Annotated in this window: 12 protein-coding genes and 1 pseudogene; 8 read left to right on the top strand and 5 right to left on the bottom strand. The window is 74.8% G+C overall.

Annotated features, from left to right (window positions below):
* The first annotated feature begins 161 nt into the window (after nucleotides 1-161).
* The 5 genes from ABZ923_RS11485 (at nucleotide 162) to ABZ923_RS11465 (ending at nucleotide 4,063) form a co-directional block, all read left to right on the top strand.
* Nucleotides 162-1,667, top strand: coding sequence for an MFS transporter (locus ABZ923_RS11485; protein WP_361469877.1), 1,506 nt, complete (start codon nucleotides 162-164; stop codon nucleotides 1,665-1,667).
* A gap of 135 nt (nucleotides 1,668-1,802) precedes the next feature.
* On the top strand, nucleotides 1,803-1,979 hold the full coding sequence (locus ABZ923_RS11480) for a hypothetical protein (RefSeq protein WP_361469875.1): 177 nt from the start codon (nucleotides 1,803-1,805) through the stop codon (nucleotides 1,977-1,979).
* Nucleotides 1,980-2,115: 136 nt separating this feature from the next.
* A complete protein-coding gene (locus ABZ923_RS11475) occupies nucleotides 2,116-3,168 on the top strand; it encodes an iron-containing redox enzyme family protein (protein WP_361469874.1) in 1,053 nt (350 codons plus the stop codon).
* 33 nt (nucleotides 3,169-3,201) lie between these two features.
* Nucleotides 3,202-3,843: a HemK2/MTQ2 family protein methyltransferase gene (locus ABZ923_RS11470; protein WP_361469872.1), complete on the top strand. Its 642-nt coding sequence runs from the start codon at nucleotides 3,202-3,204 to the stop codon at nucleotides 3,841-3,843.
* Between the two features lie 55 nt (nucleotides 3,844-3,898).
* Entirely contained in the window at nucleotides 3,899-4,063 is a 165-nt protein-coding gene (locus tag ABZ923_RS11465) for a CDGSH iron-sulfur domain-containing protein (RefSeq protein ID WP_358641469.1), read from the top strand.
* A 209-nt stretch (nucleotides 4,064-4,272) separates the two neighbouring features.
* Here ABZ923_RS11465 and ABZ923_RS11460 read toward each other — a convergent pair whose 3' ends face one another.
* Nucleotides 4,273-4,707 (bottom strand): protease inhibitor, encoded by a 435-nt coding sequence (locus ABZ923_RS11460; RefSeq protein ID WP_361469870.1) that lies wholly within the window; start codon nucleotides 4,705-4,707, stop codon nucleotides 4,273-4,275.
* 355 nt (nucleotides 4,708-5,062) lie between these two features.
* On the opposite strand from ABZ923_RS11460, the gene ABZ923_RS11455 reads away from it, so the two are divergent.
* Entirely contained in the window at nucleotides 5,063-6,241 is a 1,179-nt protein-coding gene (locus tag ABZ923_RS11455) for a lactate 2-monooxygenase (RefSeq protein WP_361469868.1), read from the top strand.
* 99 nt (nucleotides 6,242-6,340) lie between these two features.
* Here ABZ923_RS11455 and ABZ923_RS11450 read toward each other — a convergent pair whose 3' ends face one another.
* From ABZ923_RS11450 to ABZ923_RS11440, 3 genes are all read right to left on the bottom strand, one after another.
* On the bottom strand, nucleotides 6,341-7,873 hold the full coding sequence (locus ABZ923_RS11450; protein ID WP_361469866.1) for an RICIN domain-containing protein: 1,533 nt from the start codon (nucleotides 7,871-7,873) through the stop codon (nucleotides 6,341-6,343).
* 316 nt (nucleotides 7,874-8,189) lie between these two features.
* The gene (locus ABZ923_RS11445) at nucleotides 8,190-8,567 is read right to left on the bottom strand and encodes a toxin Doc (protein ID WP_361469864.1); all 378 of its coding nucleotides are present in this window, start codon (nucleotides 8,565-8,567) and stop codon (nucleotides 8,190-8,192) included.
* Between the two features lie 3 nt (nucleotides 8,568-8,570).
* Nucleotides 8,571-8,810, bottom strand: a complete 240-nt coding sequence (locus ABZ923_RS11440; protein WP_030344647.1) for a hypothetical protein — start codon at nucleotides 8,808-8,810, stop codon at nucleotides 8,571-8,573.
* A 175-nt stretch (nucleotides 8,811-8,985) separates the two neighbouring features.
* Between ABZ923_RS11440 and ABZ923_RS11435 the strand changes: the two genes are divergently transcribed.
* Complete coding sequence (locus ABZ923_RS11435) at nucleotides 8,986-9,708, top strand: 2OG-Fe(II) oxygenase (protein ID WP_361469863.1); 723 nt, start codon at nucleotides 8,986-8,988, stop codon at nucleotides 9,706-9,708.
* A 24-nt stretch (nucleotides 9,709-9,732) separates the two neighbouring features.
* Here the strand turns inward: ABZ923_RS11435 and ABZ923_RS11430 are convergent.
* Nucleotides 9,733-9,969, bottom strand: a pseudogene (locus ABZ923_RS11430) (hypothetical protein); the annotation flags it as partial.
* 102 nt (nucleotides 9,970-10,071) lie between these two features.
* On the opposite strand from ABZ923_RS11430, the gene ABZ923_RS11425 reads away from it, so the two are divergent.
* Nucleotides 10,072-12,471 carry a SpoIIE family protein phosphatase gene (locus ABZ923_RS11425; protein WP_361469861.1) on the top strand — a complete coding sequence of 800 codons (2,400 nt, stop codon included), beginning with the start codon at nucleotides 10,072-10,074 and terminating at the stop codon, nucleotides 12,469-12,471.
* Nucleotides 12,472-12,482 lie beyond the last annotated feature (11 nt).

The raw sequence follows: 12,482 nt of genomic DNA, 5'->3' as shown, positions 1-12,482 counted from the left end.
GACCGGGTACCTGCCCGCCACAAAAGAAACGTTGCCGTTTCGCTGGAAGTGGCCTAAGGTCGAAGTGTACGAAACAGTTTCGTTTACGATCTGTTCGTCTTCCGGCCCGCCGTGCCGCAGCCCGTGCCCGTACCCGAACGACTTCCCTGGAGTGGTTCCGCATGCCCGAGAAGACCCTGGCCGACAGCTCCCGCGCGGGAGCGGCGGCCACGGAGCACGCCGAGGCCTCGCCCAAGCGGTGGTGGATCCTCGCGGTGATCGCCATAGCCCAGCTGATGGTGGTCCTCGACGCCACCATCGTGAACATCGCCCTGCCGTCCGCCCAGACCGACCTCGGCTTCTCCGACGGCAACCGGCAGTGGATCGTCACCGCCTACGCGCTGGCCTTCGCCTCCCTGCTGCTGCTCGGCGGCCGGATCGCCGACCTGTTCGGCCGCAAGCCCGCCTTCCTCGTCGGCGTCGTCGGCTTCGCCGCGGCCTCCGCGCTCGGCGGCGCCGCGAACGGCTTCACCATGCTGGTCCTCGCCCGCGCCCTGCAGGGCGCCTTCGGCGCACTCCTCGCCCCCGCCGCGCTGTCGCTGCTGAACACCACGTTCACCGACGCCCGGGAGCGGGCGCGCGCGTTCAGCGTGTACGGCGCGATCGCCGGCGCCGGCGGCGCGGTCGGGCTGCTGCTCGGCGGTGTGCTGACCGACGCCCTGGACTGGCGCTGGACGCTGTACGTGAACGTGGCCATCGCGGTCGTCGCCTTCGCGGGCGGCTGGCTGCTGCTGGGCAACCACCGCGACGCGGCGAACGCGAAGCTCGACGTGCCGGGCACGATCCTGGTCGCCGCCGGTCTGTTCGGCCTGGTCTACGGCTTCTCCAACGCCGAGACGCACGACTGGGACTCGCCGCTGACCTGGGGCTTCCTGGCCGCGGGCGGCCTGCTGCTGGCCGCCTTCGCCTGGTGGCAGACCCGGGCCGCGCACCCGCTGCTGCCGCTGCGCATCCTGCTCGACCGGGACCGCGCGGCCTCCTTCCTCGCGGTGCTGATCACCGGCGCGGGCATGTTCGGCGTGTTCCTCTTCCTGACCTACTACCTCCAGCTGAACCTCGGCTTCAGCCCCACGAAGACCGGTGTGGCGTTCCTGCCGATGGTCGGCGCGCTGATGGTGACCGCACAGGCCGGCACCACGATGCTGCTCCCCCGGCTCGGCCCGAAGGCCGTCATCCCGCTGGGCTTCGCGATCGCCACGGCCGGCATGGCCTGGCTGACCGGCATCGGCCTCGGCTCGCACTACCTCGGCGCGGTGCTGCCGCAGCTGATCGTGATCGGTGTCGGCCTCGGCCTGGTCATGCCGCCGGCCATGCAGCTGGCCACCGGTGGGGTCGCCGCCGAGGACGCGGGCGTGGCCTCCGCGACCGTCAACGCCATGCAGCAGGTGGGCGGCTCGATCGGCACGGCCCTGCTGAACACCCTCGCGGCGAGCGCCGCCACCGACTACCTCTCCGGCCGGGACGCCACCAGCGAGCCGGCGCGGGCCCAGGCCACGATCGAGAGCTACACCACCGCCTTCGGGTGGTCGGCGGTCCTCTTCGGCGCGGGCGCGGTGCTCGCCTTCCTCCTCTACCGGCGCGGGGTGCCGCAGCAGGACGCGGGCGACGCACCCGTCGTCCACATGTGACAGCCGCAGGTCCGGGCCCGTGGGGGCCGCCGTCCGCAGGGAGACGGCGGCCCCCCGTCCTGTCCGGGGGACGCTTGGGACGGCCCCGCCGGGTAACCCGCAGGGGAGATCACCTCGCCGACGGAAGGAGACGTCATGCCGGGCGGCAACGACCGTAATGACCACGAGGACCGGCCGGAGACGGCCCTGGAGGAGGTGCTCCGGGAGGTCGAGGAGGCCGAGAAGCGCGACGAGGACACGTCCGCCCCGGGCGAGGCCGGGGACGCCATCACCCCGAACACCGGGGCACAGGAGCAGGCGAACGGCGACTGAACCGGGCGGCGCGCGCCCACCGGGGCGGGCCCGGTTCCCGTACCGGGGGCGCCCGGAGCCCGCTGGTGGGCGCCGCTCTCGTCGCAGGTGACCCGGTCGCACCAGTGCTTTCGTCCGAGCCGGGTACCCGAGCCGCATGAACGACGATCTGCGCGACCCCCTGCTGCCCCCGTCCCGCGGCCCGCTCTCCGCCGCGGTCACGGCCCGCCTGCGCGGCGCGGGCCCGCTCCCCCACCCCGCGGACGCCGCGGCCGCCGACCCGTACGGCGACGACCTCCAGCTCGCCCTGTACCTGTGCTACGAGCTGCACTACCGCGGCTTCGCCGGCGTCCCGCCGGAGCTGGAGTGGGACCCGGAGCTGCTGCGCGTCCGGGCCGCGCTGGAGGAGCGCTTCCGGTCCGCGCTGCGCGCCGACACCCCGGTCCACGACAGCCTGGACGAGGCGCTCGCCGCCCTCCTGGTGGAGCCGGCCGAGGGCACGGGCGTCTCCCACTTCCTGTCCGCCGAGGGCGAGCTGTGGCAGCTGCGCGAGTACGCGGCGGTGCGCTCGCTGTACCACCTGAAGGAGGCCGACCCGCACGCCTGGGTGCTGCCGCGGCTGCGGGGCCGGGCCAAGGCGGCGATGGCCGCGGTGGAGTACGACGAGTTCGGCGGCGGCCGGGCCGAACGGGTCCACGCGCACCTGTTCGCCGAGCTGATGCGGGACCTGGACCTGGACACGACGTACGGCCGGTACCTGGACGCGGCCCCGGCCGAGATGCTCGCCGTGGTGAACCTGATGTCCCTGTCCGGCCTGCACCGCGAGCTGCGCGGCGCGCTGGTCGGCCACTTCGCCGAGGTGGAGATCACCTCCTCGCCCGGCTCCCGCCGGCTGGCCGAGGCGATGCGCCGCACCGGCGCCGGACCGGCGGCGGAGTTCTTCTACGACGAGCACGTGACGGCGGACGCGGTGCACGAGCAGGTCGTCCGGCACGAGGTGATCGGCGGACTGCTGGAGGAGGAGCCCGAGCTGGCGCCGGACATCGCCTTCGGCATCGACGCGACCGAGTACCTGGAGGAGCGGCTGGGCCGGCGGCTGCTCGCCTCCTGGCGCGCGGGACGGACCTGCCTGCGGACGCCCCTCGCACTGCGGGGATCGTCCCCGTCCCCGCAGGCACCCCTGGAACAGCAGCTGTCCCATACATCCTGAGTCCCCGGGTATTCGGACGGTGTGATCGCTGTGATGCTTCCGGGTGTGTACGCCCCGCAGGACGACACCGAGCTGCTGGCCGAGGCCCTCGACGAGGTGGCCCCGCCGCCCGGCACCCGGGTGCTGGACGTGGGCACCGGCAGCGGTGCGCTGGCCCTGGCGGCGGCCCGGCGGGGCGCCGAGGTGACCGCGGTGGACGTGTCCCGCCGGGCGGTGTGGACGGCCCGGCTGAACGCGTGGCTGTCCCGGCTGCCGGTGCGCACCCGGCGCGGCAACCTGTTCGCGCCGGTGCGCGGCCGCACGTACGACCTCATCCTGGCGAACCCGCCCTATGTACCGGCGCCCGAGACCGGGCGCGGGCCGCGCGGCCGGGCCGTGGCCTGGGACGCGGGGCGCGACGGGCGGCTGCTGCTGGACCGGATCTGCGAGGAGGCGCCGGCCCTGCTGAGCCCCGGAGGCATGCTGCTGATCGTGCACTCGGCACTGAGCGGTCCCGAGCGCACCCTGGAGCTGCTGCGGGACGCCGGTCTGAAGGCCGCGGTGGTGCGGCGCCGCTGGGTCCCCTTCGGGCCGGTGCTGCGCTCCCGGGAGGACTGGCTGCGCCGGAGCGGGCTGCTCGCACCGGCCGAGGACAGGGAGGAACTGGTGGTCATCCGTGCCGAACGACCCATCTGACAGCGCGGCGCACGACTCCGCCGGCCCGGCGCCCGACGCCGGCCGGGCCCGCCGGATCACCGTGCAACGGCGCGGGCCCCTCCTGGTGGAAGGGCCCGTGGAGATCGAACTGGAGGACGGGAGCACGGTCTTCTCGGACCGGTTCCGCGTCGCTCTGTGTACCTGCCGGCGCAGTCGCCGCTACCCCTGGTGCGACACGAGTCACCGGCGCAAGGCCTGAGCACGCCGTTGAAACAGATTGTTTTTCGCCGCTCCCCGGGCGGTCCCCCCCGGACCGACCCGGGGAGCGGCTGTGTGCCCGGGCCCGGCGGGCGGCCCCACTCCGCCCGCCGGCCCCGGCGCGAGATCGCAGGTTCCCCGCTCCAGGGGCCGCACTCCCCAGTTGCGAGCCTGATCCGGTGTCCACGGGGCACCCCTGCGATCCCGGTCCTAGAACGCGAAGAGGCTGCCGCCGGCGGCATCCCTCATGCACGCGTTGCCGAAGGTGCGCTCGTAGGAGACGCGCTTGCCCTGCCAGACGCCCTGGACGGTGACGACGACGGGGTCGTACACCTTGGTGCACATCACGTCGCCGGCGGGCTTCAGGGCGTCCAGCTCGCCGCCGACGGCGCGCAGTTCGGCGCAGGCCTGGGCGGCGGCCGGGTGGGTGCCCGAAGCCGTGGGGGCGCAGTTCAGGGTGACGGCGCGCTCCGGTGTGGCCGTGGCCGCGTCGTTGCCGTGGCCGGTGGTGAGCACCAGTGCCGACGGGGCGTAGAGCGACGACGGGGCGGCGCCCGGTGCAGCGACGGCGGCCCCGATCAGGGGTCCGCAAACGGCGGCGGCCGTGAGGCCGAGGGCCGCTGCCCAGCGCGCGGTGTTCCGCATTGTGTGCATCCTTCCGCTCGAACTGACGAGGTGCCGGCTCCGGTCCGGTCGGGTGCCGGAGCGGCGAGCGCCACTCTGCCGACTCCACCGGCGAAACTCACATCGAACCCACGGGTTTCAGTAACCTTTCGTGTTGAAGCAGTGGCGTGAAGTCACGGAAATCGAACGCCGTGACCGCGGAACAGAGCCGTTCCCCCGTCGCCGAAGCGGCCAGCTGGCCGAAAATCAGCTGTTCGTTAATCGTCCTGAAACATTCCGGCTGAGCCCGCCACAAGTCCCTTCATGACTCCTTGTGTTCATGAAGTGATCACGTATCGTCGGGTGCGCGCGGCCGACGACAGGCGGGAGCTGACGGATGGCACAGCACTGGGCGGACTTCCAGTACGAGATCTATCTGAACGGGATGACCGGGGCGGTGCCCCGGCTCCCCACCGATCCGACCCGGCTCGAGGAGCTGGCCGAGCACCGGCTCGGCCCCGGCCCGGTGGGCTACGTGGCCGGCAGCGCGGGCGACGGCGGCACGGCCCGCGCCAACCGGGAGGCCCTCGACCGGCGCCGGATCGTGCCGCGCATGCTGCGGGACGTGCACGAGCGGAACCTCACGACCGAGGTGCTCGGGCGCGCACTGCCGGCGCCGCTCGCGCTGGCGCCCGTCGGCGTGCTGTCCATCATGCATCCGGACGCCGAGACCGCCGCGGCCCGGGCCGCCGCCGCGCAGGGCGTGCCGTTCGTCCTGTCGTCGGCGTCGAGCACGCCGCTGGAGCAGGTGGCGGAGGCGATGGGCGACGCCGAGCGGTGGTTCCAGCTGTACTGGGGCAAGGACCGCGAGGTGACCCGGAGTTTCCTCGCCCGCGCCCGGGCGGCCGGCTTCTCGGTGCTGGTCGTCACGCTGGACACCCCGCTGCTGGCCTGGCGGCCCCGCGACCTGGACCAGGCGTACCTGCCGTTCCTGCACGGCGTGGGCACCGCCAACTACTTCACCGATCCCGCGTTCCAGGCCGGGCTCGCCAAGCCGGTGCACGAGGACCCGAACGCGGCGGTGCTGCACTTCCTCGGCCTGTTCGGGGACGCCGGTCACACCTGGCCCGACCTGGCCTTCCTGCGCGCGCACTGGGACGGGCCGATCGTCCTCAAGGGCGTACTGCACCCGGACGACGCCCGGCTCGCCGCGGACGCCGGCATGGACGGCGTGGTGGTCTCCAACCACGGCGGCCGGCAGGTGGCCGGCTCGGTCGCGGCGGCCGACGCGCTGCCCCGCGTCGCGGACGCGGTCGGCGACCGGCTGACGGTCCTGTTCGACAGCGGCGTGCGGACCGGCGCCGACGTCTTCAAGGCCCTCGCCCTGGGCGCCCGGGCGGTCCTGCTGGGCCGCCCGTACGTCTACGGCCTCGGCCTGGACGGCCGGGCCGGCGTCGAACACGTCATCCGCTGTGTGCTGGCGGAGTTCGACCTCACCCTGGCCCTGTCGGGCCACGCCCGGCCGGGCACGGTGACGCGGTCGGACCTGGAGGACGACGGCGGCGCGACCCGCTAGGGACTTTCGCCGGGTCAGGGCGGATCAGGGAGCGGGGTCCGGTGCCAGGGCCCGTGAGCCCGGCGTGATCCCAACGACAGGCCCTGGGGGCCGGGGGCGTCACGCCGCCGTCCACCGCTGACCGGCGGACCCGTTCCGGACCTTGACGACGAGATCGGCGCCCGCCTGGTCACCGCCGGCGGCGAGCGCGAGCGTCCGGTCCCACCGCGGCAGCAACTCGCCCTCGGGAGTCAGGTCGTAGCGCACGTCGTCGGCCCGTTCCGACCCGGCGCCGGCGCAGCGGCCGAGGAGCACCACGCCCGCGTCGGCGTGCGAGTCCAGGCACAGACCGGTGTCGGCGTCGCTGCGCAGCTGCCCGTCCGTCTCGTACGTCCACCGCTGCGTGGCCGAGCCGGAGCAGGCGGCCAGCACGGCACTCGCCCCGGCCTCCGGCGTGCCCTTGACGTCCAGGCACCGTCCGGCGGCGTTGCGCAGCGGACCCGGCCGGCCGGCGGCGGGCAGGCCCGTGGCGCCCGGCGAAGCCGACGCGCCGGGCACCGCGTTGGTGGCGACCGGCTCGGTGCCGTCGCCGCCGTCCGGCCACGCGCTGACCGCGAGGACCGTCGCGAGCAGCCCGGCCGAGGCCACGCCGACGCCCGTCAGCAGCGTCCGGGACGACCAGGCGCCCGGCGAACGGCGCGCGGACACGGCGGCGAGGATCCGGGCCGGCAACCCGGCTCCGCCGTCGCCGGCGCGGCGCCGCCCGCCGCCGCGCCGGCGTCCCCCGGAGCGCCGGGAACCGCCGCGGGCGGGACCCTGGCGGCGGCCGGGGCGGGAGTCGAGGTAGCGGCGGGCGCCCCAGCCGAGGACGGCCTCGGCGAGCAGGACGCCCAGGGCGGCGTCGACATGGCCCAGTTGCTCGGCCGCGTGCCGGCAGTAGGCGCAGCCGGCCAGGTGGTCCTGGACGTCGGGCAGCAGCGTGCCGCCCCGGCGGATCGGCACGTCGAGCAGGCGGTTGTAGTAACGGCACTCCTTGCCGGGCGCGAGTTCCCGGTGGGCGCGCACCAGGCCCTCGCGGAATTTCTCCCGGGCCTGTTCCAGCGCGGCCGTCGCGCTCCGTATGTCCAAGCCGAGCAGTCCGGCGGGCACGGCGGGCGGTTCCGCCTCGACCTCGGTGTGCCACAGCAGTGCCTGTTCCAGTCGGGAAAGGGCGTGGAACGAGTGGTCGGAAAGGACGCGGTTCTCCGGTATCAGGGCCGGCGCGGTGCGCATCCCGCGGCCCCCGGCGGGTTTTCCGAGTTCGGGCAGTACGGCGGTGATCCGGTCCGTGGCGGACCAGTTCAGGACCGTGTCCCGGACGGCCACCAGCAGGCGGGGCCGCAGCGCGTCGCCGGGTTCGCCGAGCGCCAGCCGGCCCAGGACCTGGTGGAAGGCGGTGGCGGTGACCATGTGGGCGAGGGGGCCGGGGGCGGCCAGGCAGATGACCGCGTACGCGTGGGCCGGCTGCCAGTGGCGGGCCATCAGCAGGGCGGCCGACCGGGAGGCCTCGGCGTCGGAGCCGGCCCGCAGCGGGCCCGCGAGGAACTCGTCGGATTCCCCGGGTTCGGCGCCGGACGGCGGCCAGGAAGGACGAGGGGGGTGGGGGGTGAGCACGGAGCGGATTCCTTTTGACGCGTGGTGCGAGCGGAAATTCACCGCGTTTGAACCCTTGCACAACTTCCACACGAGCAACAAGGCGCACGTACGACTTCAGCCGGTTTGAAAGAAAGTCAGAAACAGGCTGCCGACCGGGCCTTGGCGGAAAAGCGGCCGGATTCCTGATGCGCCCCGTGTGAAGCGTGCGCACGCACCGGCCGGGCGCGCACGCTCCCGGAGCCCGCGGGCCGGTAGTGGACTGGGAGCCGGTCCTCCTCGGACGGCCCGTCCCCGGCCGGCGGTCCCGGCGGCTTCCCCCCGCCGGCCGGGCGGGTCAGATCTGCCAGGAGCGGAGCCGGTCGGCGGCGCCGTACACGTCGGCCTTGCCGGAGATCAGGTCGCGGGCCAGGTCGACCAGGGCGCCGTAGGGCGGGTCGATGCCGGCGCCGCTGACGAACATGTAGGCCACGGCGGTGGCGCAGGCGAAGCGGGCGTTGGCCGCGGGCAGCGGCTTGAGCACGGCGAGGGTGTGCAGCAGCGCGGCGGCACGCCAGGCCGGGTCGGAGTCCACGCCGAGCCGGGGCGGGTCCACCCGGTGCCGGGCGACGGCGGCGACCAGCGCGGAGAAGTCGTCCACGGCGGGCTGGTCGGGCAGGACCTCCTCATGCCGCTGGAGCAGCCACGGGACGTCGATATGGATGACGGAGGGCATCGGTCAGGCGGCCTCGCCCTTGGCGGGACGCTCGTCGTCGGGGAAGGCCGCCGCGAACTCCTCGGCGTGGCCGGCGAAGAAGCGGCGGAAGGCCTCGGCGCCCTCCTGCAGGGCCCGGTGCCGGGCTATGTCGGCGGCGGCGGCCTCGCGGACGAGGGCCTTCATCGACGTACCGCGCTCCTTGGCGATCTGCCGCAGGTCCTCGAGTTCCCGTTCGCTGAACTCCACGTTGAGAGCTGGCATGTGCCACACGGTACCGCGCGGGTACTCACGCGTAAATATGCGCAGGTCAGCACGGAATCATCGCGGTACCAGCAGACTCCGAGGACGGTGTCCGGTTTCCGCCGGTCGCGCACCGCGCGGCGGGGCAGACTCGACAGCGACGCACCGAGCCGGAGGGGCGGGAAGAGGAGGACGCATGACGCCGACCCGGGCCGAGGCCCGCCGCCGGGCGGCCCGCACCGACTGGGCCGCGCTCGCCGCCGAGCTGGACGAGCAGGGCAGCGCGCCCACCGGCCCGCTGCTGACGCCGGCCGAGTGCGCGGACCTGGCCGCCCTGTACGACGAGCCGGAGCTGTTCCGCACCACGGTCGACCTGGGCCGGCACCGGTTCGGCTCCGGCGAGTACCGCTACTTCACCCACGACCTGCCCGCACCGGTGGCCGCGCTGCGGGCAGCGCTCTATCCCCGGCTGCTGCCCGTCGCCCGGGACTGGGCGGCCCGGCTGGGCCGCCCGGCCCCCTGGCCCGACTCGCTCGACGCATGGCTGGCCCGCTGCCACGAGGCCGGCCAGGACCGGTCGGCGCAGATCCTGCTCCGCTACGGGCCGGGCGACTGGAACGCCCTGCACCGGGACGTCTTCGGCGAACTGGTCTTCCCGCTCCAGGTGGTGGTGGCGCTGGACGCGTACGGCACCGACTACACCGGCGGCGAGTTCCTCATGGTGGAACAGCGCCCTCGCGCCCAGTCCCGGGGGACGGCGAGCGTCCTGCGGCAGGGGCACGGCCTGGTGTTCACCACCCGGGACCGGCCCGTGCGCACGCGCCGCGGCTGGTCCGCCGGGGCGATGCGGCACGGGGTGAGCACCGTGCGGTCCGGGCGGCGGCGGACGCTGGGCCTGGTCTTCCACGACGCCGCCTGACCGCCCCGGGCCGTGCCCGTACCCTCACGCGTCCAGCCGGCTGATGCGCACCGCTCCCTCGGGCCGGCCCGGGTGGGCGCTGGTGAGCGTCAGCCGCAGCCGGGAGCCGCGCACCGCGTCGAAGGTGATGACGGTGGGAGCGTCGGAGGCGGTGGCCCACTCCACCGTCGCCCCGGTCACCGGGACGTAGGCGTGCTCGTCCCACACCGCCACCTCGGCCCGGGCGGGCAGGCTGTGGCCGGCGTCGACCGTGTCGGCCAGGTGGCCCCTCGACCGTCGTTCGCGGGCGGGCGTGAAGCACTACGCTGGACCAGCGGGTGGAGCCACCCGTTCACTGTGAGTGTGCGCTTGGGAGCGGCGAGGATGAGCCGGGTCTATCCGTTCGACGATGCGGCCACGGCCCGGGCCGTCATCGGCGCCGACGGAACGCTGACGGAGTGGAACGAGGGCGCCCGCCGCCTGCTCGGCCACCCGGCCGCCGCCGTCCTGGGCCGCCCCGCCGCCGAGCTGCTCGCCGACGCCGGCCCCCCGGCCCCGCCCGCCGGCACCCGCTGGGCGGGCACGGTCGGACTGCGCCACCGGGACGGCCGTACCGTCGCCGTGTGGCTGCTCGCCCACCGCCGCCCGCCGGACGACGAGCACCCCGACGACTGGCTCGTGGTCACCCCGCTCCCCGGCGACGACCCGCCGCCCGGTGACGACCCGCTCACCACCGCGGGCCTGGTCCAGTCGCCGTGCGCGATCGCGGTGTACGACGACCGGCTGCGGCTGCACCGGATGAACGAGGCGATGGCCGACGTCGTCGGGCTGCCGGAGCAGCGGCTGCGCGGGCTGCGGCTCGCGGAGATCAGCGGCAGACGGCAGACCGAGGAGCTGGAGCAGGGCATGCTCCGGGTCCTGGCCACGGGCCGCCCGCTGGACGTGCAGACCTCCGCGCCCACCGGCCGCGACGACCGGGACCACGCCTGGCTCGCCCGCATGGCACCGGTCCGGGACACGGCGGGCCGCGTGCGGGGCGTGTGCCTGGCCGCGCACGACATCACCGACAACCAGCGGGCCCGACAGCGGCTGCAGCTGGTCAACGAGGCCAGCGTGCGCATCGGGAGCACGCTCGACGTCACCCGGACCGCGCAGGAGCTGGCGGACGTGTGCGTGCCCGCGCTCGCCGACTTCGTCACCATCGACCTGCTGGACCCGGAGGAGTACGGCGGCGAGCCGCCCGCCCGCATCACCGCCCCGGTGCGGCTGCGCCGCACCGCCCACCGGTCCGTGCTGCCCGGCGTGCCCGAGGCCGTGGTCGATCCCGGCACGGCGGAGGAGTACCCGGACTTCTCGCCGCAGGCCGACTCGCTCACCGCGGGCCGCACGATCGCCACCTCGGTGGCCGCCGGCGACATCGACCAGTGGCTGACCTGGCACGCGGAACGCGGCAAGCGGGTGCGGCAGTTCGGCATCCACTCCTCGATGTCGGTGCCGATCCAGGCGCGCGGGCTGACCCTCGGCGTCGCGGTGCTCACCCGGCACCGCCGCCCGGACGGCTTCACCCCGGACGACGTGCTGCTCGCCGAGGAGATCACCGCACGCGCCGCCGTCTGCATCGACAACGCCCGCCGCTACTCGCGCGAGCGGGAGACCGCGCTCGCGCTCCAGCGCAGCCTGCTGCCCCGGTCGCTGCCGCGCACGGCCGCGCTGGACGCCTCCTCCCGCTATCTGCCGGCCGCCCGGGCCGGCGTGGGCGGGGACTGGTTCGACGTGATCCCGCTGTCCGGGATGCGGGTCGCGATGGTCGTCGGGGACGTCGTCGGGCACGGCATCCAGGCCTCGGCCACCATGGGCCGGCTGCGCACCGCCGTACGCACCCTCGCCGACATCGACCTGGCCCCGGACGAGCTGCTCACCCACCTCGACGACCTGGTCGTCCGGCTGTCGGAGGAGTCCGGCGGCGATGTCAGCCCCGGCGAGGACGGCAGCCCCGGCGAGGTCGGCGCGACCTGCCTGTACGCCGTCTACGACCCGGTGTCCCGGCGCTGCACCCTGGCCCGCGCCGGGCATCCGCCACCCGTGGTCCTGCGGCCGGGCGGCACGCCCCACGCCCTGGAGGTGCCCGCCGGTCCCCCGCTCGGCCTGGGCGGGCTGCCCTTCGAGTCGACCGAGGTGGAACTGCCCGAGGGCACCGTCCTCGCGCTGTACACCGACGGGCTGGTGTGGTCCCGGGACCGCGACCCGGAGGCGAGCCGGGAGATGCTGCACGCGGCGCTCGGGGCGTACGCGGACTCCCTGGACGAGACCTGCGACCGCGTCCTGCACACCCTGCTGCCGTCCGGCGGCGCCCCCGACGACGTGGCGCTGCTCCTGGCCCGCACCCGGGGCCTGCCCGCCGGGCAGGTGGCGACCTGGGACATCCCCGCCGACCCGGCGCTGGTCGCGCCGGTCCGCAAGCAGGTGGTGGAGCAGCTGGACACCTGGTCGCTGCGCGAGGCGTCGTTCACGACGGAGCTGGTGGTCAGCGAGCTGGTCACCAACGCCATCCGGTACGGCGCGCACCCGATCCGGCTCCGGCTGATCCACGACGCGGCCACGCTGATCTGCGAGGTCTCCGACACCAGCCCCACCGCCCCGCACCTGCGCCGGGCCAAGACCTACGACGAGGGCGGCCGGGGTCTGCTGCTGGTCGCCCAGCTCACCCAGCGCTGGGGCAGCCGGCACCATCCGGAGGGCAAGACGATCTGGGCGGAGCTGCCGCTGTTCGAGGAGGACGAATAGGCCCCGGCGCG

Source organism: Streptomyces sp. NPDC046881 (genome assembly GCF_040645015.1).
Lineage (GTDB): Bacteria > Actinomycetota > Actinomycetes > Streptomycetales > Streptomycetaceae > Streptomyces.
The sequence above is the reverse complement of the archived record's forward strand: the minus strand, read 5'-3'. Positions and strand labels throughout refer to the sequence as shown.

What these genes read in the sequence shown, in the direction of transcription:
- ABZ923_RS11485 (WP_361469877.1), top strand. Translation starts at nt 162, where the DNA reads ATGCCCGAGAAGACCCTGGCCGACAGCTCCCGCGCGGGAGCGGCGGCC.
- ABZ923_RS11480 (WP_361469875.1), top strand. Translation starts at nt 1,803, where the DNA reads ATGCCGGGCGGCAACGACCGTAATGACCACGAGGACCGGCCGGAGACG.
- ABZ923_RS11475 (WP_361469874.1), top strand. Translation starts at nt 2,116, where the DNA reads ATGAACGACGATCTGCGCGACCCCCTGCTGCCCCCGTCCCGCGGCCCG.
- ABZ923_RS11470 (WP_361469872.1), top strand. Translation starts at nt 3,202, where the DNA reads ATGCTTCCGGGTGTGTACGCCCCGCAGGACGACACCGAGCTGCTGGCC.
- ABZ923_RS11460 (WP_361469870.1), bottom strand. Translation starts at nt 4,707, where the DNA reads ATGCGGAACACCGCGCGCTGGGCAGCGGCCCTCGGCCTCACGGCCGCC.
- ABZ923_RS11455 (WP_361469868.1), top strand. Translation starts at nt 5,063, where the DNA reads ATGGCACAGCACTGGGCGGACTTCCAGTACGAGATCTATCTGAACGGG.
- ABZ923_RS11445 (WP_361469864.1), bottom strand. Translation starts at nt 8,567, where the DNA reads ATGCCCTCCGTCATCCATATCGACGTCCCGTGGCTGCTCCAGCGGCAT.
- ABZ923_RS11440 (WP_030344647.1), bottom strand. Translation starts at nt 8,810, where the DNA reads ATGCCAGCTCTCAACGTGGAGTTCAGCGAACGGGAACTCGAGGACCTG.
- ABZ923_RS11435 (WP_361469863.1), top strand. Translation starts at nt 8,986, where the DNA reads ATGACGCCGACCCGGGCCGAGGCCCGCCGCCGGGCGGCCCGCACCGAC.
- ABZ923_RS11425 (WP_361469861.1), top strand. Translation starts at nt 10,072, where the DNA reads ATGAGCCGGGTCTATCCGTTCGACGATGCGGCCACGGCCCGGGCCGTC.